The organism is Marinobacter sp. 1_MG-2023, from assembly GCF_030549045.1.
GTDB lineage: Bacteria > Pseudomonadota > Gammaproteobacteria > Pseudomonadales > Oleiphilaceae > Marinobacter.
Map to the genome: position 1 here is coordinate 591,317 of NZ_JAUOST010000002.1, position 25,417 is coordinate 616,733.

The 25,417-nt window shown below is 54.0% G+C and carries 26 protein-coding genes; 11 read left to right on the top strand and 15 right to left on the bottom strand.

The genetic code is table 11. From position 1 onward, the window contains the following. Positions 1-119: 119 nt before the first annotated feature. Positions 120-2,081, bottom strand: a complete 1,962-nt coding sequence (locus Q4606_RS08740) for a type VI secretion system Vgr family protein (protein WP_303607285.1) — start codon at positions 2,079-2,081, stop codon at positions 120-122. A gap of 184 nt (positions 2,082-2,265) precedes the next feature. Here Q4606_RS08740 and Q4606_RS08745 point away from each other — a divergent pair, with 184 nt between their 5' ends. Continuing rightward, positions 2,266-2,508: an RNA-binding protein gene (locus Q4606_RS08745; RefSeq protein WP_303607286.1), complete on the top strand. Its 243-nt coding sequence runs from the start codon at positions 2,266-2,268 to the stop codon at positions 2,506-2,508. Positions 2,509-2,526: 18 nt separating this feature from the next. Here Q4606_RS08745 and Q4606_RS08750 read toward each other — a convergent pair whose 3' ends face one another. The 8 genes from Q4606_RS08750 to Q4606_RS08785 form a co-directional block, all read right to left on the bottom strand. Further along, positions 2,527-2,826, bottom strand: coding sequence for a YkgJ family cysteine cluster protein (locus tag Q4606_RS08750; protein ID WP_303593886.1), 300 nt, complete (start codon positions 2,824-2,826; stop codon positions 2,527-2,529). A 37-nt stretch (positions 2,827-2,863) separates the two neighbouring features. Continuing rightward, positions 2,864-5,047, bottom strand: a complete 2,184-nt coding sequence (locus Q4606_RS08755; RefSeq protein WP_303607367.1) for an OsmC domain/YcaO domain-containing protein — start codon at positions 5,045-5,047, stop codon at positions 2,864-2,866. Between the two features lie 114 nt (positions 5,048-5,161). Then, positions 5,162-6,094 (bottom strand): DMT family transporter, encoded by a 933-nt coding sequence (locus tag Q4606_RS08760; protein WP_303607287.1) that lies wholly within the window; start codon positions 6,092-6,094, stop codon positions 5,162-5,164. A gap of 209 nt (positions 6,095-6,303) precedes the next feature. Then, positions 6,304-7,191: a 3-hydroxyisobutyrate dehydrogenase gene (mmsB, locus tag Q4606_RS08765; protein ID WP_303607288.1), complete on the bottom strand. Its 888-nt coding sequence runs from the start codon at positions 7,189-7,191 to the stop codon at positions 6,304-6,306. A 69-nt stretch (positions 7,192-7,260) separates the two neighbouring features. Beyond that, positions 7,261-8,343, bottom strand: a complete 1,083-nt coding sequence (locus tag Q4606_RS08770) for an enoyl-CoA hydratase/isomerase family protein (RefSeq protein WP_303607289.1) — start codon at positions 8,341-8,343, stop codon at positions 7,261-7,263. Between the two features lie 24 nt (positions 8,344-8,367). Beyond that, positions 8,368-9,147, bottom strand: a complete 780-nt coding sequence (locus Q4606_RS08775) for an enoyl-CoA hydratase (RefSeq protein ID WP_303607290.1) — start codon at positions 9,145-9,147, stop codon at positions 8,368-8,370. 26 nt (positions 9,148-9,173) lie between these two features. Further along, a complete protein-coding gene (locus Q4606_RS08780; protein ID WP_303593896.1) occupies positions 9,174-10,340 on the bottom strand; it encodes an acyl-CoA dehydrogenase family protein in 1,167 nt (388 codons plus the stop codon). 93 nt (positions 10,341-10,433) lie between these two features. Further along, positions 10,434-11,924, bottom strand: coding sequence for a CoA-acylating methylmalonate-semialdehyde dehydrogenase (locus Q4606_RS08785; protein ID WP_303593898.1), 1,491 nt, complete (start codon positions 11,922-11,924; stop codon positions 10,434-10,436). A gap of 165 nt (positions 11,925-12,089) precedes the next feature. Between Q4606_RS08785 and Q4606_RS08790 the strand changes: the two genes are divergently transcribed. From Q4606_RS08790 to Q4606_RS08820, 7 genes are all read left to right on the top strand, one after another. Beyond that, the gene (locus Q4606_RS08790; protein ID WP_303607291.1) at positions 12,090-12,965 is read left to right on the top strand and encodes an AraC family transcriptional regulator; all 876 of its coding nucleotides are present in this window, start codon (positions 12,090-12,092) and stop codon (positions 12,963-12,965) included. A gap of 102 nt (positions 12,966-13,067) precedes the next feature. Beyond that, positions 13,068-13,496, top strand: coding sequence for an SRPBCC family protein (locus tag Q4606_RS08795; protein ID WP_303607292.1), 429 nt, complete (start codon positions 13,068-13,070; stop codon positions 13,494-13,496). 147 nt (positions 13,497-13,643) lie between these two features. Further along, positions 13,644-14,444: an MBL fold metallo-hydrolase gene (locus tag Q4606_RS08800; RefSeq protein WP_303593904.1), complete on the top strand. Its 801-nt coding sequence runs from the start codon at positions 13,644-13,646 to the stop codon at positions 14,442-14,444. A 94-nt stretch (positions 14,445-14,538) separates the two neighbouring features. After that, positions 14,539-15,264 (top strand): YebC/PmpR family DNA-binding transcriptional regulator, encoded by a 726-nt coding sequence (locus tag Q4606_RS08805; protein WP_303607293.1) that lies wholly within the window; start codon positions 14,539-14,541, stop codon positions 15,262-15,264. Then, positions 15,261-15,995 carry a glutamine amidotransferase gene (locus tag Q4606_RS08810; RefSeq protein ID WP_303607294.1) on the top strand — a complete coding sequence of 245 codons (735 nt, stop codon included), beginning with the start codon at positions 15,261-15,263 and terminating at the stop codon, positions 15,993-15,995. The genes Q4606_RS08805 and Q4606_RS08810 overlap by 4 nt, the downstream gene beginning before the upstream one ends. 26 nt (positions 15,996-16,021) lie before the next feature. Continuing rightward, the gene (locus Q4606_RS08815) at positions 16,022-17,467 is read left to right on the top strand and encodes a phospholipase D family protein (RefSeq protein ID WP_303607295.1); all 1,446 of its coding nucleotides are present in this window, start codon (positions 16,022-16,024) and stop codon (positions 17,465-17,467) included. Between the two features lie 152 nt (positions 17,468-17,619). Next, the gene (locus tag Q4606_RS08820; RefSeq protein ID WP_303593912.1) at positions 17,620-18,927 is read left to right on the top strand and encodes a short-chain fatty acid transporter; all 1,308 of its coding nucleotides are present in this window, start codon (positions 17,620-17,622) and stop codon (positions 18,925-18,927) included. 40 nt (positions 18,928-18,967) lie between these two features. Here the strand turns inward: Q4606_RS08820 and Q4606_RS08825 are convergent, their stop codons facing one another. Both Q4606_RS08825 and Q4606_RS08830 read right to left on the bottom strand, forming a co-directional pair. Then, positions 18,968-19,633 (bottom strand): class I SAM-dependent methyltransferase, encoded by a 666-nt coding sequence (locus Q4606_RS08825; RefSeq protein ID WP_303607296.1) that lies wholly within the window; start codon positions 19,631-19,633, stop codon positions 18,968-18,970. Further along, entirely contained in the window at positions 19,630-20,352 is a 723-nt protein-coding gene (locus tag Q4606_RS08830; protein WP_303607297.1) for an ABC transporter substrate-binding protein, read from the bottom strand. Before Q4606_RS08830 ends, Q4606_RS08825 begins: the two co-directional genes overlap by 4 nt. A 138-nt stretch (positions 20,353-20,490) precedes the next feature. Between Q4606_RS08830 and rluF the strand changes: the two genes are divergently transcribed. After that, positions 20,491-21,441, top strand: coding sequence for a 23S rRNA pseudouridine(2604) synthase RluF (rluF, locus tag Q4606_RS08835; protein ID WP_303593916.1), 951 nt, complete (start codon positions 20,491-20,493; stop codon positions 21,439-21,441). A gap of 29 nt (positions 21,442-21,470) precedes the next feature. Here rluF and Q4606_RS08840 read toward each other — a convergent pair whose 3' ends face one another. Beyond that, the gene (locus Q4606_RS08840) at positions 21,471-22,172 is read right to left on the bottom strand and encodes an SDR family oxidoreductase (RefSeq protein ID WP_303607298.1); all 702 of its coding nucleotides are present in this window, start codon (positions 22,170-22,172) and stop codon (positions 21,471-21,473) included. Positions 22,173-22,219: 47 nt separating this feature from the next. Beyond that, entirely contained in the window at positions 22,220-22,534 is a 315-nt protein-coding gene (locus tag Q4606_RS08845) for a DUF2007 domain-containing protein (RefSeq protein WP_303607299.1), read from the bottom strand. Positions 22,535-22,673: 139 nt separating this feature from the next. On the opposite strand from Q4606_RS08845, the gene Q4606_RS08850 reads away from it, so the two are divergent. Further along, the gene (locus tag Q4606_RS08850) at positions 22,674-23,750 is read left to right on the top strand and encodes an alpha/beta hydrolase (RefSeq protein WP_303607300.1); all 1,077 of its coding nucleotides are present in this window, start codon (positions 22,674-22,676) and stop codon (positions 23,748-23,750) included. Here Q4606_RS08850 and arfB read toward each other — a convergent pair. Further along, positions 23,741-24,154: an alternative ribosome rescue aminoacyl-tRNA hydrolase ArfB gene (gene arfB / locus Q4606_RS08855; RefSeq protein ID WP_303593920.1), complete on the bottom strand. Its 414-nt coding sequence runs from the start codon at positions 24,152-24,154 to the stop codon at positions 23,741-23,743. The genes Q4606_RS08850 and arfB overlap by 10 nt on opposite strands. Positions 24,155-24,247: 93 nt before the next feature. Here arfB and Q4606_RS08860 point away from each other — a divergent pair, with 93 nt between their 5' ends. Then, entirely contained in the window at positions 24,248-24,748 is a 501-nt protein-coding gene (locus tag Q4606_RS08860; RefSeq protein WP_303607301.1) for a C40 family peptidase, read from the top strand. Positions 24,749-24,750: 2 nt separating this feature from the next. Here Q4606_RS08860 and Q4606_RS08865 read toward each other — a convergent pair whose 3' ends face one another. After that, positions 24,751-25,359: a LysE/ArgO family amino acid transporter gene (locus Q4606_RS08865; RefSeq protein WP_303607302.1), complete on the bottom strand. Its 609-nt coding sequence runs from the start codon at positions 25,357-25,359 to the stop codon at positions 24,751-24,753. Positions 25,360-25,417 lie beyond the last annotated feature (58 nt).

The following is a 25,417-nucleotide window of genomic DNA, read 5'->3' on the forward strand; positions in this document are numbered from 1 at the left end:
CCTTACGCAGCTGAATGGCCGGCTCATTGCAGACCTGATTTCTGGCGTAGATAGCGAACTGGGTCGGTTCTGGATCGTTAACAGAAACGCGATTCCAGTACCGTCTGGTTGATTGTGTTCTATGTCGACCCAGGTATCTCAGGTACGGCCACCTTTTGGCCACTTCCCGTTCCAGCCGCTCCGCCGGCGTTCATTTTGATTGCTGCCCCGCCGATGGCCACACCGCTGGGGTCAATCTTTACAAAGCTGCCGCCAGCCTTAAGGGTTATTTCAGCCCCCGCTTCAATAACGGCATTCTGTCCAGCCTTGATATGAAGCTCTGTTCCGGAGTCACTGAGCCAGGCAGTACCGGCTTTCAGGTGGAGCGTACCGGTTACGTTGAAACTGTGGTCCTTGCCGGTCTGTTCGCGCTTTTCCCCGTCGATGGTTTGATGTTCGTTGCCTTTGATATGGGTGAAGAGGTCATTCTCAACAGTCAGATGACTATCGTTTTTAATGACTTCAGTGCGATTATTTTCAGTGAGCAGGTCCAGATCTTTCTGGGCGTGAATGTAGACCTGCTCCTCGCCCACTTCATCTTCAAAACGCAGCTCGTTACTACCCTCGCCCTTATGCGTTTGAGTCTTCAGGGTGGTGCGGGTTTTATGTTCTGGCAACGCATAGGGAGGCATGTTGGTGGCGTGGTAGGTGCACCCGGTAATAATAGGCTGATCCGGGTCGCCGTCCAGGAAAGAGACGATGACTTCATTACCGATTCTGGGCAGGGCCATAAAGCCATACTGGCCACCGGCCCAGCCCTGGCTGACTCTTAGCCAGGCACTGCTATGCTCATCGTTCTCCGTGCTCTCTACCCCATTTCGGCGCTGGCGCCGATCCCAGGGAAAGCGCACTTTTACCCGACCAAACTCATCGCAGTGGATTTCCTCACCTTCGGGACCGGTAACAATGGCGATCTGAGGCCCGTCCATCAGGGGGCGATAGGCGCGTTTCGGCCGCCAGGTTTTGTCGGTGGGTATGGCACTGAAGGTATTGTGGTAGGAGGTGGGTTCAGAACCGCCCTCTTCTTCCATTGCCTGGGGTTGTTTGCCGATATGGGTAACGGCTGTAAGCAGCCAGTCCCGGTTCAGCTTTGGGTTGTCGTGACCGGTCAGCCTGGTTTTGGCGCCGCAGGAAAAGTCCGGGCGGCTGCTTTCGCCCATTGCCGTGCTGGCGTCGTTTCTCAAGGCGTCCAGCCGCGCTTCGGTAAAAGGCTGGCCGCTGGCGTCGGCCTTGAACCGGCCCGGGTAGTCGAAGTGCTCATAGTCCTGGCGTTGACTGGGGCTGGCGCCACTCTGTTCGTGCATCAGGGCGTAGGCAGGGTTCCTGAAGGTGTAGTCCTTCATGGTCACGGAGGCGGCACGGACCCGTTCTTCGTAGCGGAAGCAGAACACGGCAGCTTGCTGGGTGCTGCCACCGGCTTTGCCATTGTATTCGGCGGTTTCCAGTCTGGGTGCATTGCCGTGATGGTCCGCAATCAGGAATCCGGGCTTCTCCTTTCCTCCTTTCTTACCGTCTACGCTGCCGTGCTGATAGCGATAATGCCAGCCTTCTTCTGCGGCCAGACGCTGAATAAACGCCAGATCACTTTCCCGGTGCTGTACGCAGTATTCCCGCTCCTGAGGTGTGCGCTTGAGCTCAAACACCAAGTCCATAATGCCCCGTTCCTCCAGGAGGGTTCGCACAATAGTGTCTGTGGTCTGGTTCTGGAAGATGCGGCTGTTGTACATCAATCCCAGGCGCCATAAAGGCGGCTGTATGACCAATTCATAAAGGGTGCGGTGGTGGCCGCTATCACCCCGGGCAAACTCGTTCACCACACCTGAGAAGCCGCGAAGGGGCGCGCCGTTTTGCCAAACCACCAGATCTACGGGCTGCTCCAGAACCTCGGAGGCATCAATGCCGGGATCGGTGCTGGCCAGCTCAAGACGGCCGTGAAACAGGTCCGATAGTCGTTCAGTCAGCGTAAAGCCAACCACAGAAAATAAATCAGAGGGGAGTTCGCCAACACGGGCGGTAAACTGCAGTCCGTTTGCCTTGGACATATCTTCAATCCTTGAAGGTATGATTCTGTTTAGATTCGGGCTGGAATTCTGTCGTAAACGCCCTGGTTAATCAAACGTTCACTGGGCCAAAGGCGCAACCTATCTCATCACTGATACAAAACAGCTTGTTCTTGCCAACTCACACTGGAACAATTGCGCTCATCATTCCTCTATATGGCCAATCATGAAACTACTCGTCCGCAACCTCGCACGCACCACAACAGAACAGGAAATTCGGGAGCTTTTTGAAGCCCACGGAACCGTCACTGAGTGCACTCTGGTACTGGATAAAGAAACCGGGAAATCAAAAGGCTTCGGCTTTGTGAAAATGCCGAATGTAAAAGAGGCCAAGCTTGCCAAGGCTCGCCTGCATGAAACCCGAGTGGGCTCAAATCGGATTCGGGTAAAAGTCGCCCAGGATTCGTAGTGGCCATGAAGCCGGTTTTTATTCCACCGGCTCGTTGGCGGCGCGTTCAGCGATACACTCGTAGCCGCCCATTTCGAACTCCCTGCAAATAAACGGCCTGCTCTCATAAATCGAGCAGGACATGGTGCTGCGATCCAATGCTGCACACCAACCATCCTCTGATCGCGCCATGGTCTGGCCGCCCCACTTATCGGTCTCGATAAACCGTTCAGGAACGCCTGTCTCTGAAATCAGCATTACTTCGAGGCGACAGCAACACGCCTCACAATTCGAACAGCTAACGGCGGGAGCTGCCCCCGCCTTCGTGTCTATCAACATCTGTTACTGCGACCATGAGAAAAGTTGCGCCTGGTCACTACACAGCCTTAGCCGCACGGGCAGCGTGGAGTTTTTTGTAGCTTTCGATCAGGCGCAGATGTTTATCCAGGCCTTCCAGCTGCATATTGGTTGGAGTAAGCCCGTAGAAGCGCACACTGCCTTCGACTGAACCAACAACCGCATTCATAATCTCTTCGCCAAACATGCGCTGGAGATTAAACAGGTAATCACTCAACTCAAGCTCGTCATCCAGAGTGATCTCCAGCACGGCATTCACAGCTCGATAAAACAGCCCACGCTCAACCGTGTTGTCGTTGAACTGGATAAAGGTCTCAACCTGCTCAAGCGCTTCTTCGTAACGTTGCAGCGCCAGATTGATCAGCAGCTTTAATTCGAGAATGGTTAGCTGACCCCAAACGGTGTTTTCGTCGAATTCGATACCAATCAGGGTAATAATATCCGTATGTTCATCGATCTGGCTCTCGTCCAGCCGTTCAACCAATGCACTCAATTGCTCATCGCTCAGTGAGTGAAGATTGAGAATATCTTCACGGTAATCCAGAGCTTTATTGGTGTTATCCCAGATCAGATCTTCGACCTCGTAAACTTCAGAATAGCCGGGTACCAGCATGCGGCAAACGGGAGCGCCCAGATCTTCAAAAACCGCTGTGTACACTTCTTTGCCCATGTCTTCAAGAATGCTGAACAGGCAGGCGGCTTCTTCCTCGTTGGTACCCGAGAAGTCCCATTCATTGAATTCATAGTCGGGCTTGGCACTGAAGAAACGCCAGGAAACAACCCCGCTGGAATCAATAAAGTGCTCCACATAATTGTTTGGCTCAGAAACTGCGAAGCTGTTAAACGTCGGTGGCGGCAAATCGTTCAGGCCCTCAAAACTACGCCCCTGCATCAATTCTGTAAGGCTGCGTTCCAGCGCCACTTCCATAGTGGCGTGCGCGCCGAAGGAGGCAAAAACACCGCAGGTTTTCGGATTCATCAAAGTGACGCAGGCCACCGGAAACTGACCACCAAGAGAGGCATCTTTTACCAGGACCGGGTACCCCTGAGCCTCCAGCGCCCGAATACCCTCAAGAATGCCTGGGTATTTTTCCAGCACGTGCAAAGGCACATCAGGCAATGAAATTTCTTCCTGGATAATCTGTTTTTTGACCGCTCGTTCAAAGATTTCCGACAGACACTGAACCTGCGCTTCCTGCAACGTGTTACCGGCACTCATGCCGTTGCTGAGAAACAGGTTTTCGATCAGATTCGAAGGAAAGTACACCTCTTGCCCATCGGAGTGGCGCACAAACGGCAATGAGCAAATTCCGCGTGCAACATTGCCAGAGTTGGTGTCGATCAGGTTAGAGCCGCAAAGCTCGTCTTCCGGGTTATAGATGGCCAGGCAATGGTCATCCAGAATCTCTTCTGGTAGCTCGTCATTGGGCCCCGGCTTGAACCATCGCTCCCTCGGATAATGAACGAAATCGCTATTGGCAATTTCTTCACCGAAGAACTGATCGTTGTAAAAGAAATTACAGTTAAGGCGCTCAATAAACTCACCCAGCGCCGAACACAGAGCACTTTCTTTGGTGGCACCCTTACCGTTGGTAAAGCACATCGGCGAAGCCGCATCTCGCATGTGCAGTGACCACACGTGAGGCACTATGTTGCGCCAGGACGCGATTTCAATCTTCATGCCCAGATCCGCCAGAATGGCGGTCATGTTGGCTATGGTTTGCTCCAAAGGAAGGTCTTTACCAGCAATGTAGGTACTGGCGCCGTCCTCCGGTTTCGCAATCAGCAGGGCTTGTGCGTCGGCATCCAGGCTATCCACCAATTCAATCTGGAAGTCCGGACCGGTTTGCACAACTTTTTTAACGGTACAGCGATCAATTGATCGAACTATGCCCTGGCGATGCTTTTCGGAAAGATCTTCAGGCAACTCTACCTGGATCTTGAAAATCTGTTTGTAGCGATTTTCAGGATCCACAATATTGTTCTGGGACAGGCGGATATTGTCGGTTGGAATATCCCGCGCCAGGCAGTACACCTTCACAAAATAGGCAGCGCACAACGCTGACGAAGCCAAAAAGTAGTCAAATGGACCGGGTGCCGAGCCGTCACCTTTGTAGCGAATAGGCTGATCGGCAATCACCGAGAAGTCATCAAACTTGGCTTCGACTCGGAGGTTGTCGAGATAATTGACGTTGATTTCCATTGCGAGGGTACCCGGTTTGTAGATTTCGGCGCGCTTCGGCCATGCAGGGCCGCCATTATAGACTTTACGCTGCGTCACTCATACCTAGTACCAATCACTACCCTGGCTACGCACTCACTCAGCTGGGCGAGTAACCACTGGCCGGAAGATCCGCCACACCCGTTGCAATTTTTCTTTCGGCAGAATCACCAGCAGGTTGCCGGCAAGCACCAGCGAGACGCCGGCAACCGCCTCTATAGTCCAGTGGTAATCTTCGAATACCGTAGAGAGCGCAAGTGCCACGATCGGGAAAAGCACCATGCAGTAGGCTGCCCGCTCCGGCCCTATTCGCCCGAGCAGAGTAAGGAAACTCCCGAAGCCCAGCACCGATCCAACCAGGGCCAGGTAAGCCAGGGAGCCCGTATAGGTCCAAGTGGTGTCAAAAACAAACGCCTCACCCCTGCCCCAGGCAATGAGCGCCAGTGTAAGGGCGCCATAAGCCATGCCATAGGCGTTGCTCTGCATGACAGGCAGTTTTGCAGACTGGTTGCGGGCCGAGAGCATATTCCCGAACGAAGTGATAAAAGTTCCTACCAGGCTAAGGATGATCGCGCGCAAGGTCGTGCCATCTGCGTCCAAAGCGCGAACTTCCGGTAAAAATACCAGGCAAATACCCACAAGCCCCAGAGCTGCCCCGCCGATAACTGCCCGGGGCACGCGATTGCCAAAAAACAGGGCACCATTGATGATGTTCATCACGATAATTGTGGAGAACACCACCGCAATTAATCCACTCGTGATGTCGGCAGAAGCCTGATAAACCAGCATGTAGTTGAACCCGAATAACATGAGGCCCTGGCCCGCCATCCAGAGATGCTGACGAAATCCGAACCTCATATTCCTCCGCGTAAGGCTGCACCAAAGCATCAACACCAGCGCAGACAACCCGAAGCGGTAGGCAATGGAGACATCGCCCGGGACCTCACCGAGTTGCAGGGGTATCGCTATAAACGTCGATCCCCAGATCAGAACGGTGGATAAGTAGAGTACAAAGGTATTCGTCAGCATAGGTAAAACAGCCTGCAACCATGGTCAGTAACCGGCCAGGTTTTACGAACCGCCGATCCAACATTCAGAAAACTCATTGTCCTACTTATAGTTATCTTGCTCAACAGTTTTTACACTGACATACGGCGACATTCAGGACAGGAAAAGATGAGCTGGGAGAGGGGCTCAGAAGGAGATTCCGGGGCACGGAAACCGTGCCCCGGAGGGTTTTACTCAGGCTTGTAAAGGCGCTGGATACTGGAGAAATCCAGCGCTCCATTGCCCTGCCCTGCGTGGAGCTCAAACAGGTTTCGTGCGAGAGAGCCCATGGGAATCGCTGCGTGGCTCTTCACGGCGTTATCGAACGCCAGGCCAAGATCCTTGTTCATCAAATCAACAAGAAAGCCACCTTCGTATCCCCGTGAGGCAGGCGCTGCTTCCATGACTCCAGGCCAGGGGTTATAAACATTCAATGCCCAGTTACCACCAGAGCTCTGCTTCATGACTTCCGAGAGAACTGCTGGATCCAGACCGTTTTTCACACCCAGTGCAAGGGCTTCACTTGTGCCTGCCATCAGGATGGCCAAAAGCATGTTGTTGCAGATTTTGGCAACCTGCCCCGCGCCATGATCGCCGGCATGGAAAATGTTCTTGCCCATGTCCTCAAGTATTGGCTTCGCTTTATTGAAAGTGCCTTCATCGCCACCGCAGATAAAGCTCAGAGTGCCCGCTTTGGCACCACCCACACCGCCTGAGACCGGAGCATCAAGGAACGGAATGTGTTTGGCCTCAGCCTGCTCAGCCACACCGCGAGCGGTTTCCGGAGAGATAGTAGACGAATCAATAACCAGAGTGCCTTCGGGCAGCGCAGCCAGCAAGCCATCTTCACCCAGATACACAGCTTCGACGTGCTTGCCTGCCGGCAGCATGGTGATCACACATTCTGCGCCCCTGGCGGCTTCATGGGCCGTAGCCGCGGTTTTTGCGCCTTCGGAAACCAGTGCAGCAACCGCATCTTTCGACAGGTCAAAAACGGTTACATCGTGCCCGGCTTTTACAAGGTTGCTGGCCATAGGGCCACCCATGTTGCCAAGGCCAATAAAGGTAATCGTTGCCATAATCATCCCCTTGTTTTTGTATTCGGTTGAATAGGCCGCTGCTCGTATCAAGCCAGACGGCCTGTTTGGCTAATTTGCGAAAAAGCTGTCGATCCACTCGCTGTCCATTTCCGCCAGCGAAGCGTAACGCCAGCGCGGCTGCTTATCCTTGTCGATAAGGAGCGCACGAACACCCTCGGCAAACTCTCCTTTGCTCAGGCAATTGACCGACAATGTCAGCTCCTTGGCCAATACTTCGCTGAGGCTATCCTGGCGGCAATTGCGCAGGTGCTGCCAGCACAGTGCCAACGACGTGGGTGAAGCGGCTTCCAATGGGCGGGTTGCCTTACCAAGCCAACCTTCAGCACTCGAAAGCTCCTTCATCTGTGCAACCATATCGGTAAGGTTGTCCGCATCGGTAACACGATTAATCTCATCAAAATGAGTTCGTACGTGAGACTCGGGTAATTCACTCGCGCTTTGATTTTCGTGCTGCCGGAGCACGCTGCCGACCACGGCAAAAGCGTCTTTGTCCTGCCAGTTCTGAGCAACCAGGTCAGCAACGACTTCAGCTTTCAGTTCGTGTTTGATAAAGCGATCGGCAAGGCCCACGAACAGCGCATCGGCTGCGTTCATGCGGGCGCCGGTCAATCCCAGAAACAGCCCTGTGCGGCCGGGAGCCCGGTTCAGAAACCAGCCGGCCGCAACATCCGGGTATAGCCCGATACTGCTTTCAGGCATAGCCAACATGGATGCTTCCGTGACCACCCTGTGGGAGGCGCCAGCCATGATGCCAATGCCGCCACCCATAACAATACCGTGGCCCCAGCACACCACAGGCTTGGGAAACGAGTGGATAAGGTGGTCCATCTCGTATTCTTCTGTGAAAAAGGCTTCGCCTTCGCTTTTACCGCCCACGCTCTGTGGTTCGGTCATACTGCGGTAAAGCGCCACAATATCGCCGCCGGCACAAAATGCCTTGTCGCCTTCGGCCTCGATCCAGACAGCACGAACTCGGTCGTCATCGGCCCAGCGCTTGAGCATGGGGGTCAGCATCCGAATCATCTCGAGGGAGAGCGAGTTAAGCGCTTTAGGCGTATTTAGCCGGGCAACGGCAATCAAGGCGTCGTCAGCGGTTTTCCACTCTTCAAAAACAATCGGTTGATGGCTCATATCAAATCCTTGGACCGGTAGGTTTCAGCGGTTTTTCCATTCCGGTTTACGCTTTTCCAGGAAGGCATTCACGCCTTCTTTCTGGTCTTCAGTTGAAAACAGTTCAACAAACAGCTCGCGCTCCATACGCCAGCTATCGGAATGGCTGCGACCGTCACGGGAGCTCATTACCAGAGTCTTGCAGCGCGCGACCGACGACGGGCTTTGCTTGCAGGCCATTTCCGCCAATTCCAGCGCCTTTTCCAGGCTCTTCCCACTGGCAACCACTTCTTCAACCAGACCGATTTGCAGCGCCTTGTCGGCTTTCACCCGCTCACCGCACATAATCATGCGCTTGGCCCAACCTTCACCTACCAGCCACGGCAGGTTCTGGGTGCCGCCAGCACACGGCAGCAAACCAACAGACGCTTCCGGCAAGGCCATCTGGGCATGTTCTTCTGCAATCCGGATATCACAGGCAAGTGCGCATTCCAGTCCACCGCCCATGGCGTACCCGTTTACTGCAGCAATCGAAACGCCGCGAAACTCTGTCAGTGCCGCAAACGCTTCTCCAAAGAGCTGAGCCATCTGGTTGGCACGAGCCTTGTCGCCATCAGCAAAGGTTTTAAGATCTGCACCGGCAGAGAAAAACTTCTCACCTTGCCCGGTCAGAACCAGAGCAAAAATGTTGGTATCTTCATTAAGCTCACGAACCGTTTTTGTTAAAGCCGGTAAGGAGTCCGCGGTCCAGGTATTGGCTGGCGGATTATTGATGGTAAGAACCGCAATATGGCCACGTTTTTCGAGCTGAATCAGATCGCTCATCTTGTTTCTCCTGTTATTGTTGCGGTTTATTGAATGGCCTCGGCCACACCGTTGTCCAGCACGCGGCGGGCAACAATCAAGCGCATGATTTCGTTGGTACCTTCCAGGATCTGGTGCACGCGCAGGTCGCGCAAGAAACGCTCCAGAGGGTATTCCCGGATATAGCCATAACCGCCATGCAGCTGAAGTGCGTCATTCACCACGTCAAAGCAGGCATCGGTTGCAAAACGTTTAGCCATGGCACAGTGCAGTGTGGCTTCGGTATCGCCGCTGTCCAGCTTGAACGCCCCCAGGCGAACCATCTGTCGGGCAGCCACGAGATTGGTTGCCATATCTGCCAGCTTGAACTGCAACGCCTGGAAGGCGGCCAAAGGTTTGCCGAACTGTTCACGCTCGTGCATATAGTTGCGGGCTCTCAGCAGCGCAGCTTGCGCTCCGCCGAGAGAACAGGTGGCAATATTGAGGCGGCCGCCATCGAGGCCTTTCATGGCAATGGCAAAGCCGTCACCCTCTTCACCTACCCGGCTGGTTGCGGGAACACGAACGTTTTCAAGATTAATCGTGCGGGTGGGCTGGCTGTGCCACCCCATTTTCTCTTCGTTCTTGCCGTAGGAAACACCTTCGGCATCCGCGGGAATCACGAAGGTCGAAATACCTTTGGCTCCGGAATCTGCTGCACCGGTGCGCGCCATCAGCACAAGAATGTCGGTATCACCTGCCCCGGAAATAAAAACCTTGCTGCCGTTGATCACATAACTGTCGCCATCACGAACAGCCTTGGTTCGGAGATTCGCTGCATCAGAACCGGCACCCGGCTCAGTCAGGCAGTAAGAAGCAAGCTGCTCACCACTGGCCAGTTTAGGCACAACCTCTTGTTTGAGATCATCAGAGGCGAAGCTCGCAACCATCCAGGTTGCCATATTATGGATGGTTATAAACGCAGCTGTGGAGGGGCATGCAGCTGCGAGCTCTTCCACGATAACAGACGTATCCAGCCTCGAAAGGCCCATACCCCCAAGCGCTTCCGGGGTGTAAATCCCCATGAAGCCCATTTCACCGGCTTCTTTTAAAACATCTACAGGGAAAATATGCTCGTCATCCCATTTGGCCGCATGGGGCGCCATGGATTTTTCAGCAAAGGTACGAGCCGCTTCACGGAAGGCCAGCTGGTCTTCAGTCAGATTAAAGTCCATCGTCAGGCTCCAGATTAAAAGGTCCTGGGTCACGCGGAATGAAAAAGGGGCCGAAAACAGGTTTCGGCCCAAGTCATCCCACCGTCAACGCAATTAACGCAACTGAATAGAGAAGTTGGCTTCCGCTGTCGCCTCACTGGAGAACCAGCGTGACGTAACAGTTTTAGTCTCAGTATAGAAGCGCACGGCCTGCTTGCCGTAAGCGTGCTGATCACCGTAGAAAGACCCCTTCCAACCGGTGAAGGAGAAGAACGGCAGGGGCACAGGAATGGGGATATTCACGCCAACCTGACCGACTTCAATTTCATGCTGGAACTTGCGGGCTGCGCCGCCTGAACTGGTAAAGATTGAAACACCGTTACCGTAAGGGCTGTTGTTGATCAGGGTAATGGCGTCTGCCAGGCTTTCCTCTTCCATGCAGGTCAGTACCGGACCGAAGATTTCCTCGTTATAGATGTCCATCTCGGTGGTCACGCCTGAGAACAGGGTGGGGCCAACCCAGTTGCCGTTCGGCAAGCCATCAACTGTGCAGCCACGGCCGTCCAGAAGCAGGTTGGCGCCCTGAGCTTCGCCAGTGGCAATGAGTGATTCAACGCGATCTTTGGCTTTGGCAGAGATCACCGGGCCGTAACTGGCACCGGAATCATTCCAGGCACCCGGGCGAACTTTTGCCATGGCTTCTTTCAGCTCCGGAATCCAGGCCTGCGCTTCACCTACAAACACAGCTACGGAAATAGCCATACAACGCTGGCCTGCCGCACCTACAGAAGCACCTACCAGGGCATTGATAACCTGCTGCTTGTCAGCATCCGGCAGGATAACCATGTGGTTCTTGGCACCGGCGAAGCTCTGAACACGCTTCATGTTTTGAGTGCCAGTCTCGTAGATATAACGGCCAACCGGCACAGACCCTACGAAGGACACTGCTTTGATTGCAGGATCAGTCAGCAGCACATCCACTTGCGCCTTACCACCGTGCACTACCTGCAGAACGCCTTTCGGTGCGCCGGCCTCTTCAAACAGTTCAGCAAGACGCATCGGAGTCAGCGGATCCTGCTCGGACGGTTTAAGAATAAAGGTGTTACCGCAGGCAATCGCCATGGGGAACATCCACAACGGAATCATCGCAGGGAAGTTAAACGGGGTGATACCTGCGCAAACGCCCAGCGGCTGGATCCAGGAATGGGTATCCACTTCACGCGCTACGTTTTCAACCGTTTCGCCCATCATCATGGAAGCTACGTTGGCTGCGTGCTCAACTACTTCAATGCCACGCCACACGTCGCCTTTGGCATCATCAAATGTTTTACCGGTTTCCTGTGACAGGATCTCAGCAATTTCATCGTGGTGCTGTTTCAGTAGGGCCTGGTAACGCAGCATTACGCGGGCACGCTCGGAAACCGGAACTTCTTTCCAGGATTTGAATACTTCCCCGGCAGTATCGATGGCTTTGCGCATTTCAGCGTCTGTGGTACTGGGTGCCCGGGCGATCACCTCGTTGGTGGCCGGGTCGGTAACGTCAATCCATTCGTTGGTCTGGCTCTGAACAAATTCACCTGCCAGGTACAGTGGAACGTTCTTCATCTTGAGATCCCCATTTGTTGTTGTGCGAGATTCGGGCCAAAGCAACAGGGCTTCAGCAATGTATGGGTAAGACCATAGCACGCCACCCGGAACTTGAAGATTGACTAAATTTCGCACTTGATGGACTATCTTTCGATTACCAAACAACAAACGACTGCGAAAACCATGACACAGACCTCCATGTGGCCGGTACCGAGGGACAGCATCCGTTACGTGGTACCAGCCCCCATCATCAGGCTTTTGTCTGAACACCCGCTTACCCGTGACCTGTATCCGCTGGCTTTCGGTCACTACCGACGAGCCGCAGGCCATCACATGCATCGCGAACACCATCGCGACAGTCTTTTGATCTACTGCACCGAAGGAAAAGCCTTTCTGAACGTGAAAGGTGAGCCCTACACCGTCGAAGCAGGGGATCTTCTGTTGCTGCCGGCCGGCGCCAGCCACAGATACACCGCCGACCCCGAGAACCCCTGGACGATTCACTGGGTGCATTACACCGGGCCACTGGCAGGTGAGTTTCACAAGTACATGGGGTTAAACGATTCGACCCCAATCCGCCATCTGGGGCGACAACCACGCCTTTTGGTTGACTTTAACGGGTTGCTTTCAGTTCGCCAGACAGGTTTCCGCGCCCGCGGACTAATTCATGCGGCAAACCGCTTGCGGCAGCTGCTGGCAGCCGTTCCGATCAGCGTCGATGAAACCAGCCATGAGCGGCAGGCCGAACTCGAAACCATCAATAATTATATGCGCGAACACCTTGATGAACGAATTACTCTGGAACAGCTTGCGGATCTTGCCGGGCTTACCCCGACCCACTTTGCGACTCGCTACAAGGAGCAGACAGGAACCTCTCCCATTCAGCATTTTCTGCATCTGAAAGTAGAGAGAGCCTGTCAGATGCTGGACACCACAAACCTGAGCTTTACAGAAGTCAGCCACCGTCTTGGTTATGACGATGCCTACTATTTCTCCCGCCTGTTCAAAAAAGTCATGGGACAGTCACCAAGGGACTATCGACTTGCTTCCAGACATTAACCCGTACAGAGGGTTAGTTATCAATCTTCCGCGGCGTGCAACTTTTGTTGTAGATATTAAACCGCTAGTCTGAGTATCAAAAGCAACAACAAGAGCATATTGATGGCTACACATACCTTTGAAATTGATGAAACCTTCAACATACCGCGCAGCAGGGTTTTTGCGCTGTTTGCCGACCATCACCGCTTCGGAAAGCTTCTCGGGGCGCCCGTGAAGCGGATAAAGGACAGTAATCAGGCAGACCCTAACGGCCTCGGTTCCGTACGCAAGCTTGGCATCGGCCCAGTCGGGCTAGAGGAAACCATAACCTGCTTTGAGCCCGACTTGCTGATCGAGTACACCATCACCAGCTTTAGCCCGATCCGAAATCATCTGGGCCGCATCCGCTTTGAAGATACACCGGAGGGGCTCACTCGCGTGCGCTATCGCATCTCATTTGACGATCTTGTGCCGTTTACCGGCAAACTCGTCAGTGCCGCCCTGGAGAGTGCCATCCGGCGTGGAGTCAGGCAGGTACCCAGGCTGGCATAATCCGGGCTCATAAAGGACACAAAACGTTACTTGATGGATCTCAGATAATTGACCTGACGCAATGGTTGTTTTTCGTCAATTTTGTAATCTCCGCGCAACTGGCAACATCCGGCCCTCCAAGCCGACACTTACCCTGCGGAGTTCAAAATGGCAAACGAGCCAATTATTCTTTTTGATAATGGGCACCACAAGTGTCTGATGTTCGATTCTCTGGTGACCGGTGAGGGCGTCCAGTCCAATCAGTTTCTGATCGTTGACGGCAAACACGAAGCGCTGATCGACCCGGGTGGGGACCTTACCTATACTCCGCTTGCGATGGCTGCATCCAAGTTCATGAACATCAAGGACATGGACTATGTATTTGCCTCGCACCAGGACCCCGACATCATTGGAGCCATTGACCGTTGGATCGTCCATACCAGCGCGAAGATCGTGACATCGAAGCTGTGGGCCAGATTCCTCCCCCATCTGGTCTCCAGTTACGTTACCAATCAACTCAGCGGCAGTGTTTACGATCGCATTGTCAGCATCCCGGATACAGGCGCCAACGTAAGATTCGGCGAGTCCTACCTCCAGTGTCTGCCGGCCCACTTTATGCACTCTGTAGGAAACCTGCAGTTTTACGATCCGGTCTCGAAAATCCTGTTTTCCGGCGACCTCGGCGCATCGATAGGTGCTGAAGACGACCACATGCCCGTAAGCGATTTTGATCGACACATTCCCCACATGGTCGGCTTTCATCGGCGTTATATTGCCTCACAAAAGGTGTGCCGGTTGTGGGCGAACATGATTCGGGACATGGATGTATCCATGATCGTACCCCAGCACGGGAAACGGTTCGAAGGCCCCGCAATGGTGGATCGATTTCTGAACTGGGTCAGCAATATTGAGTGCGGCATCGACCTGATGGCCCAGGACAATTACCGCCCTCCCGTCGATTACGTCTGAGCACTTGGGGGCAGTCCAGCAAATAGGCCTGTCCCAAATCGCTATTCTTGCGTAAAATCCTGCCTTTTCTCCAGCAAGTAAAGGGCAGCGCAAAATGGGCAGAGCCTACCAGAACCGCAAAGAATCCATGGCCAAGACAGCTCAGGCCAAAACCAAGGTATACAGCAAATACGGGCGCGAAATTTACATGAGCGCCAAATCCGGCGGCACAGACCCGGATGGCAACCTATCCCTGCGCGGTCTTATAGATCGTGCCAAAAAGGATCAGGTGCCTAGCCACGTTATCGAAAAAGCCATCGATAAAGCCCGGGGTGGTGCCGGTGAAGATTACTCACCCGCCCGTTATGAAGGCTATGGCCCTGGCAACTGCATGGTGATTGTGGATTGCCTTACCGATAACCCTAACCGTACCTTCGGCGATGTTCGTCTGGCCTTCACCAAAACAAAGTGCAAGATCGGAACACCCGGCACCGTCGCTCATATGTTTGACCATAGCGCGATATTCGTTTTCAAAGGCGACGACGATGAAGCTGTGCTTGAAGCACTGATGGAAGCCGACGTCGACGTAACTGATATTGAGAACGAAGACGGCCAGATCACGGTATTCACCCCGAACACCGAATACGCCAAAGCCCGTCAGGCACTGACAACCGCTTTTGCCGACATTGATTTCGACGTCGACGAGATCCAGTTCCTGCCAAAAACCACCACGCCTGTGGAAGGCGACGACATTCCCATGTTTGAAAAATTTTGCGACATGCTGAATGAACTGGACGATGTACAGAACATTTTCCACAACGCGGAATTACCCGACCAGTGAGCCAGCCCAACCCAAGAGTGGTGATCCTTAAAACGGGCAGCACCTACCCGGCCATCAAAGACCAGTTCGGTGATTTCGATGAATGGTTCGTGCGCGGGCTCTCGCCCGGGCTCGACATTACCGTGCTCAATACGGACGCAGGAGAGTTGCCCGGAGACCCAGCCGACTGGGACGGAATTGTTGTGACAGGCTCCCCGGCGATGGTCAGTGACCGTGAACCCTGGAGCGAAAAGGCCGCCGAATGGCTGGCCCAGGCCGTAGACAAGGCTGTTCCTTTGCTCGGTGTGTGTTACGGGCACCAACTTCTGGCCCACGCACTGGGCGGTGAGGTTGGCTACCACCCAGACGGTCGGGAAAGTGGCACGCATAGCGTCGCGCTGCTGGAAAGCGCACAGTATGACCCGCTGTTCCGCGGCATGCCAGGAAGCTTCGACGCCCAGCTAACCCACAAACAATCCGTGCTGCGCCTGCCCAAAGACGCCATTCTGCTTGGCCGGAACGAATTCGAACCACACCAAGCGTTTCGGGTGGGTAAATTCGCCTGGGGTGTGCAATTTCACCCTGAATTTTCGGCGGCCATCATGAAGGCCTATCTCGGCGTGCAGGCACCGGACCTGGAGCGTGAAGGGCTTGATTCACAAGCCATGATCGACTCGGTTACCAGTTCCCCTGACGCCTCTGGGCTTCTGGAACGCTTCTCCTCTCTGGTCTTTGAGAACCGAACCAGCTAATACCACACAGTAAGCACTGGAGCCGTATGTCTCTGAAGGTACTACTCGCACTCGTTGTTCTGACGCTTATTGGTATAGGTTTTTATCATAGCTACAAGCCCATACCCCAGGGCATCAGTTACAACGGTGACGACCACCCCTTACACGATGCGGTTCTGTTAACAGATACCACCTATCATCACAGCGATGGGTCAGAAACACGCGACCATGAAATCTTCAACGAAATACTGCGCCTGGTCAGCCAGGCCAGATCCTTCGTTCTTGTCGATATGTTCCTCTACAACAGCAGCAGCCCGGAGGACGTTGAACATCGGCAGCTTTCAGAACAGCTTACGGAAGCATTGATCCAGCGAAAGACTGAGCAGCCGGAGTTGGAAATTATTGTTATCTCTGACCCATTAAACACTCTCTATGGAGGTTCCGTTTCACCCTGGTTTCAGGCGCTACGGGAGGCAGGTATTGAGGTAACAGTAACCAATCTCCGGCCGCTTCGTGACAGTAACCCTGCATGGTCAGCCATCTGGCGACTCTGCTGTCAGTGGTTCGGAAATAATTCAGAGGGGGGCTGGCTGCCGAACGCCCTGGGGACAGAGCCAGTTACCATACGCAGCTACCTTGCATTGCCCAACTTCAAGGCAAACCACCGGAAGGTTTTGGTAACGGATGAAGGCAACCGGCTACGCGCCCTGGTAACCTCCGCCAACCCTCACGATGGCAGTAGCCGGCACAGCAACACAGCCATCAGTTTTACGGGCCCGGCGGTAACCGACATTCTGAAAACAGAGCAAGCTGTATTGGCCCTGTCGGACCAGGCCAACCCCAGCCTGGACACCCTGATCAACGCACCAAATACGGGCCAACCAGCAAACCAGAGCGACGCCGGCAGGATAGCGGTTAAAACAGAATCAGCCATTCTAGACTCTGCGCTCCAGATGATTTCCGAAGCCCAAAGTGGCAGCCAGTTGGATCTCGCGTTCTTCTACCTCTCACACCGGGAAATTGTTGGTGCCCTGCTCGATGCTCACCACCGCGACGTGCATGTGCGTGTGCTTCTCGACGCCAACAATGAAGCCTTCGGCCATCAGAAAAGCGGCATACCCAACCGGCAGGTCGCCCTTGAACTTCACAGGGCGGGCATCCCCGTGCGCTGGTGTAACACTTTTGGTGAGCAGTGCCACAGCAAATTACTGATCCTGCGCCCTCTTACCGGCCATACCGAGCTGTTGCTTGGCTCAGCAAACTTCACACGCCGCAATCTCGATGATCTGAACCTGGAAACTGATGTGTGGGTTTCCGTCCCAGCTGATTCTGAGGTAGCCATGAAGGCTGTCGATTTCTTCGAACGGCAGTGGCAATCCGGCCCTGGCAGCGATCCTGTCATGAGTCTGCCCTACGAGCGCTGGGCAGATGATTCAACACTGCGTTACTGGCGCTACCGCTTGATGGAAGCAACCGGGCTTTCAACTTTCTGAACCAGTACGTCTGCATTCTCTGGTTGTATAAGCCTTAGCTCTCCAGAAGGCTTAACCTACCTCCTGTCTGACCCATCAGGCTTCGCTTGGTTTCCCGCCCGGAATCACCTATGCTCCTCTACGTCAAACCTAACAAAAACAAGGGGATAATAATGTTAGATAAAGCTGCTCGACCCATGGTCAGCCTGGTGGATAAATATCTGCCAGACCCATATATTTTTGTATTGATTCTATCCCTGTTCGCATTCATCGCAGCCATGGTATTTGAAGGCCACGGCCCGATGGCAGTGATCGAAATGTGGGGTAACGGTTTCTGGAACCTGCTCACTTTCTCGATGCAGATGTTGCTGGTTCTGGTTACGGGGTTCATGCTTGCCAGCACCCCGTTTGTTCGCGGCATACTGAACCGAATTGCTGCAGTTGCCAGCACGCCAGGCCAGGCGATTGTTCTGGTTACCTTCGTAGCGCTTATTGCTAGTTGGATTAACTGGGGGTTCGGCCTTGTAGTTGGTGCTCTCTTTGCGAAAGCTCTTGCCCGGCAGGTCAGGGTCCACTACCCGTTATTGATCGCAAGTGCCTACTCCGGTTTTATCGTCTGGCATGGCGGTCTCGCCGGTTCAATCCCTCTGGTGATCGCGACCGACGGGCACTTCACCGCCGATGTGATCGGTGTGATTGGCACCGGCGAAACTATCTTTGCGTTTTTCAACCTTGCGATCATCGTGGCGCTGTTTATTGTTGTTCCTCTGGTAAACCGCTTGATGCTGCCCCCTGAGAAAGAGAGCGTCTATGTCGACCCCGCCGTCCTGGATGACGAGCCCGATACCCGCGTTTCTATTCACCGGCCGGCTGATCACCTGGAAAATAGTCGGACATTGGCCTGGCTCATTGGTTTCAGTGGTCTCGCGTTTATCTTTCAGTACTTCATGGACGGTGGTGGCCTGAACCTGAACATAGTCAATTTCATGTTCCTGTTCCTTGCAATTATCCTGCACCAGACGCCGAAGAGGCTGCTCGACAGCTTGCATGAAGCGGTGAAGGGTGGTTCGGGTATCGTTATTCAGTTCCCGTTCTATGCCGGCATCATGGGAGTGATGACCGCCTCGGGCCTGGCTGCCAGCATTTCCTCCGGTTTTGTCTCCATGGCAACAGCTGAGAGCCTGCCATTCTGGAGCTTCATCAGCGCCGGGCTGGTGAACATTTTCGTACCCTCTGGGGGTGGTCAGTGGGCGGTGCAGGCACCTGTCATGCTGCCAGCAGCTCAGGAGCTTGGTGCAAGCATTCCACGGGTGGCCATGGCCGTTGCATGGGGCGATGCGTGGACCAACCTCTTGCAACCCTTCTGGGCGCTACCTGTACTCGCCATTGCAGGGCTAAAAGCCAAAGACATTATGGGATACTGTCTCATCCTGCTGATAATCACGGGCGTGATCATCAGTGTCGGCCTTACCTGGCTATAAAGGCTCAAGGGAAACAACCGGGGACATATGGTCCCCGGTCTCATAAAGGCTTATGAAAAATGGCGACATCTTTTCTTGGCACCGAAAGGACCCAGCCCAAGTGATCGGCTATCTGGGCCAAAGTCTTCTCCCGATAAAACACAACATGTGTGGGGTCCCTACGGTAATGCCAGTTATCAAACCGTTCGTCACAGGTCTGAAAACACGTCATTACACCAAGCCACCCGCCGGGCTTTAACAAGCCGTCCAGTTGACGCAACACCTTTGCCGGCCGATGCAGGTGCTCGACCACTTCGGTACAGGTAATGAAATCATACTGGCGACCCAGCGCTGCCTGAGAAGGGTAGAAAAAAGGGTCGTAAAGTTTTACCTCCATTCCCGCTTCGCGCAGCATGCCAGCAAGGGCTGGCCCTGGCCCACAGCCGAAATCCAGCCCCAGAGCGCCCGGCTGAATGCACTCAAGCAGAGGCACCACAAGCTTGTTGAGGAAGGCCCGGTAACCCGGATCCGCCGGATCATTATCATGAAGATTATAAACGGTCTGCTCTTCTTCAGACGTAAGCCAGTTAGCCTGCGCCATGATGGTTGCCTCGCAGTGCGGGCAACGCAGATATTCCCGCCCTTGCACTGCACGAAAGCGCGTCAGCCTGCCCTGCCCGCAAACACTGCAGGCCGAGCCTTCACATAGAATGACCTCGGCCATCATGGACGATTTGCGTAAAATGTCTCCAGAGCACTGGAAAACGCTTCTAGGAACTCTGTTGATGTTTCGGGACTGAAGGCCAGATATACCGGTCCGACGCTAACGGGCCTCTCAGAAGCCTTTATTTTATAGACAATATCCAGCCGTTCCGCCTGAATCCCGGCAACATACCGGTTAGCCAGTATGGCGTCGAGCCGCCCGAGCAGCAGCATCTTCAGTCCCGACTCGATAGAGGGCATTTCTACTCGTTCAAAATGGAGTGCAGACGCGATCTCCGGTGAGTAGGTGTAGCCGGGGGAGACACCAACCCTCATACCTTTCAATGAGTCCAGGTCTTCATAGTCAAAAGTATGGTCCTGTTTCGTATAGACGGCTGTTTCACTGATCAAAAGGGCCTTCTCCGGGAACTGGAACACTTTCTCTCGCTCGGGCGTTATGCCAATACCAACAATGCCGTCACGCTCGTTCTTCAGAGTCAGACGTTGAGCTCGCTTCCAGGGCACAAAGTCCAGTTTTACGTCATACCCCATACTCTCGAGCACCTCTCTTGAGATCTCCCAAAGGACACCACTGGGACCTTGCGGAGTATCGTCAATTAGCCCTGGCCACTCCTCAGTCACCAAATGAATCGTCTGCGCCGAGACCGGAAGCGCAATCACGAGGCAAAGGGCGGCACAGGCTTTGAAGAAATTCAGCGACCGGATAAAGCGACGGGGGCTCATGGTTCAGAACGACCTTAAAAACGGATGTTTACAACCTGAAAGAATGACAGACTCCACGCCAAAGCACCAACCGTCTGGCTGCGAGAGCGGCAGTCGCCTGTTATGATGCCAGCACCCAGATACGCAACCGGATAATCGATGACAAGTAATCACTCTACGCGCCTTAATAAATACATCAGTGAAAGCGGCATGTGTTCCCGCCGGGAGGCAGATCGCTACATTGAACAGGGCAATGTCTATATTAATGGCAAGCGGGCCAGTGTCGGAGATCAGGTATTACCGTCAGACACAGTCAGAGTAAACGGCCAGGTTATCGAACCCCGCGCCGAAGAAGACCTGGTGTTTATTGCCCTGAACAAGCCAGTGGGCATTGTAAGCACCACCGACGACACGGAAAAATACAATATTCAGCGCTTTGTTGGCCACAGCGCGCGGATATTTCCGATCGGCCGCCTCGATAAGGACTCCCAGGGGCTGATTTTCATGACCAGCAATGGCGACCTGGTGAATAAAATCCTGCGCGCCGGCAATAATCATGAAAAAGAATATTTGGTGACAGTCGACAAACCAATCACCAAATCGTTTATTGAGGGTATGGCGGGGGGCGTTCCAATTCTCGGCACCATGACCAAAAAGTGCAAAGTGGTGCAAGAGAGTCGTTTTGTATTTCGCATAACACTGGTGCAAGGACTGAACCGCCAGATTCGTAGAATGAGCGAACATTTCGGGTTTGAAGTCACCCGGCTGGAACGTGTTCGCATTATGAACATTAACCTGAAAGGGCTTGCTGTGGGCCAATGGCGGGATCTTACGGAGAAGGAGCTGGCCAGTCTTTTTGAAGCGATTCGTGATTCAACTTCTGATGCCGTAACGGATAAGCCTGCCGCAGTTAAAAAGAAACCTGCCCGAAAACCCAGCCGTTCATCCGATCAATCCTCACGGCCACCGGAATCAGGTCGCAAAGGCAGGCCTAAAGCTCCGGGAGCCAGGCCGAAACCACCAGGAGGGCGGCCTGAAACCGGCAAAAAACCCAAATCATCAAAGCGCCCCAAAGCCGGAAAACCCCGACAACGCAGCGTTAAACGATAAGCAGGGCCGAGCGTTAAGGGGCTGCGCTCTTATTCGGCAGGCGTTGGCCGCACCAGAATTTCGTTTACATCCACATGGGAAGGCTGAGACACCGCGTAAATAACAGCGCGGGCGATGTCGTCTGGCATCAACGCATGCGCCGGTTGTTTATCGAAAAATGGCGTATCAACCATCCCTGGCTCTATCAGGGTGACCCGCACCCCAGAGCCGCGCAGTTCTTCCCGAACGCCATAGCCAATCGCGGAAACAGCCCACTTGGTTGCGCTGTACATTGAACCGGGAATCGTCACTCTGCCTGCGGCAGAGCCTGTCAGTAACAAGTGCCCCTTGCTTTCCCGAAGAGCTGGCAGGCAATGCTGAATGGTCAGCCCGACCCCGTAAATATTGGTAAGAATCATATCTTTCCATACTTCGGGGTCAGCTTCGCTGAAACCGCCGGGCTCCCCTCCGCGACCAGCGTTGGCAAACACCGTGTCAATGCGACCGAAGGTCTGCAGGGCCTGCTCGACCATCGCTTTCTGGTCATCAGCGCTCTGCACGTCGCACTCTACAATCAATACCCTGCTGTCACCGCCGAGCTCCGCCTGCAAGGCTTTCAATTTGTCGGCCGAGCGTGCTGCAAGCACAAGCCTGTAACCTTCTTTGGCCGCAGCCCGGGCCGTTGCCGCACCAATGCCTGAAGATGCACCGGTGATCAACATTACCGGGTTTTTCGAGTGGCTATCCGCCATAAGCTTTATTCTCCGTTTATCAAATAAATATCATCTACAGGTACTTCTCAAAGATTCAGCCAGATCACCGCCAACACTGCGATAACCAGCAAAAACCACCGGACATAAGAATCGGGTTTATCATCATTTCGTTCCCTTGCCCGGGCAACACGATGGCTTGCCTCATACTCTGCAATCAACTGCCGGGCCGGGAAGAGATCGTCATCTTCTACGTGAACATTGCTGAAACCTGCTGCGCCAATCTCACCCATAGCACCCTGCAGGTAATGACCACCTACATAAGCTTCAATGTCGTTGGCATTCAGCAATCCGGCCACAATATGCGCTTCAGTGATGTCTCTGGCCCGATAGGCTATTTGCATCACCCTTCTCCTTTTGTGAGATTAAGGAGCCTCTGACAGACGCCTTGAGGAGCAAAAATCGCGAAAATCTGCGATGCTTTGTACACAGAGCTTAGTGCCCCAGCATTAACAGAGCCAACTTTCAGGATACGGACAGCTTATGTTCTGGATTATCGCCGTCGTTATTTTATTAATCGTCGCATTGACGTTGTTTCTGTTTCGCATTGAAGATTTGTCTTATCTGGACGATGACAAGTACGCCGCGAGCGAGGCGAGCCCCAGCGCAGAAAATGACAAGGTTCTGGACCGCATTCGGGAAATGGGCAGGGCTGGCAAAGGCCTTCACGGCAAAGCGCGACTGATAGCATTGCGTAAGCATATGGACAGCCTGAGTGATGGCCTGACGTTCGAGTCCGAATTCCGCCAGTGCAATAACCCGAACGGCGAATGGGTCATTGCCCCGGGTGTCGACACCCGGCGGCGAATTCTCTACATCCACGGTGGCGCCTGGGCCGCGGGCAGTCCCCGCAGCCATCGATCCATTACAGACCGCCTGTCTCACATTGCCAATGCCGCTGTCTTCGCCGTCGATTATCGCCTTATGCCAGAGTACCGTTTCATGGATGGTGTACGTGATTGTCGCAAAGCCTACACCTGGTTGACAGAAAACGGCCCGGAGGGGCCGGGGGAAGCCACGTTTATTCTGGTGGCAGGAGATTCCGCCGGTGGCAGCCATACCCTTGGCCTGCTGGCATGGATTCGAGAAAGCGGCCTGCGCCAGGCAGATGGCGCCATAGCGTTTTCTCCCTCCACCGACCTAACCCTGAGTGCGCCGAGCAACCGCGGTAATATCGCAACAGACCCAATGCTGGGGCCAATGCTTGGCGGCCTGTCGAAAATTCCCCGGCCGGTTCTCTGGTGGGCCACGCTCGCTGCATTTCGCACTTCGCCCACCAGTCCGGTCGCATCACCACTGCTAGGCAATCTTGCCAATTTGCCGCCCATACTGATTCAGGCCAGTGACACAGAGATGCTTCTGGATAACGCCAGGCGATACGCAGCGAAAGCAAAAGCTCAGGGTTCGAAGGTGGAGCTACACACCTGGCCAGGCATGGTTCATGTCTGGCAGATTTTCACGCCGGTACTACCGGAGGCCGAAGAAGCTTTCGCCGATATAAAAGAATTCATCAGGGACATCGAATCCACCAAGCAGGAACCCGACACAGCTCAAATCTGAACTTTGCCGCGCAGGGCTTTGGTTTTGCCTTTTTGCGTCTTGCGGTCAACCCTTTTGCGGCGGGCAGATTTTGAAGGGCGGGTGGCTCGGCGCGCCTTCTGTACCTTGACCGCCTCGTGTATCAATTCCTTGAGGCGTTCAAGAGCATCCTCTTTGTTCAGCTCTAACGTACGGAAAGACTGAGCCTTGATGACTATCACGCCTTCCTTGCTTATACGCTGATCCTGCAGCGCCATCAGGCGCTCTTTATAAAACGGCGGCAGCGCAGAATTCAGCACATCGAAACGCAGATGCACCGCCGAGGCTACTTTATTGACGTTCTGGCCACCGGCGCCCTGTGCCCGGATCTGGGTAATTTCTATTTCCCAGTCGGCGATTTCAACAGCATTTGATATTTTCAGCATTCGCTAATGTTATCAAATCCCGGAAACCGTAACCTGACTTCCCGGGAATTCGGTAATAAAGTGGAATTAAAGAACAGTAGCTCAGGAAAAAGCATGATTCAGGCTTTCAGGTACGTCATCATTCTGGCTTTCACCTCCCTTGTTCTGGGTGGCTGCGCCAGCAATCAGCAATTGCAGCCCGGAAGTGCCGCTCTGCAATACTCCCCTGCAGAGTCCGCACCGGGTTCTGTGAAAGCTGAAAAACTATGGCAAGCCTTTGAACGTTATCAAGGCACACCTTACCAGTACGGCGGCACAACAAGCCGCGGCTTCGACTGTTCAGGGTTCATCACAACAGCGTACAGTGAAAGCCTGGGACAACAACTGCCGCGCACAACCTCACAAATGCTGAGGCACGGAGATGTAGTGCATCGGAACAGCGTCGAGCCCGGTGATATCGTATTCTTTCGAATAGCGGGGAAAGACCAACACGCTGGTATTTATATGGGTGACAACCTCTTTATTCACGCGTCGACGTCTTCCGGCGTCATTATGTCGGAACTTGACGGATACTACTGGAGAGATCGCTTTTCCGGCGCCCGGCGGTTCGACTGACGCTAGAGGCTTCCATTAAGAGCCAGTTGAAGGGCGATCGCCGCCATCATCATACCGATTACACCGTCAATAATACGCCAGGCCAGCGGACGTGACAGAACAGGTGCCAACGCCGAACCACTCCACGCCAGTAAACCGAACCAGAGAACTGACGCACTGCTGGCGCCCGCGACAAAGGTCGTTGCGTTCTCCTGCTGAGCGCCCACCGCCGGAATAAGCAGCAGGGTATCCAGATACACATGGGGGTTCAGTAAGGTGACTGCCAGCGTGGTAAACAGAACGCCCTTCAAGCTGCGGCGTGTTACTTCAGCGGTTTCAAGTGCCGCACGGCCGCGACTGGCCCGCACAAATGCCTGGAGTGCGAGCCACCCAAGGAATACCACCCCCAGCCACCGTAGAATTTCCAATGCCTGCGGCATGGCCATCAGCGCCGCGCTTACCCCGAACATGCCAAGCGAGAAAAGGGCAATATCCGCAGCCATACACAAACCGGCCGCCCACCAATGATGTTCACGCCGAATGGCCTGGCTAAGCACATAGGCATTCTGCGCTCCAATGGCAACAATGATGCCGCCACCTACAATTAATCCCGTCAAATAACTTTCAATCACGGCCCTTCACTCCATTTTGATGCGAAAAGAATAGCCGCTGGAAGCTATACTTGAAATT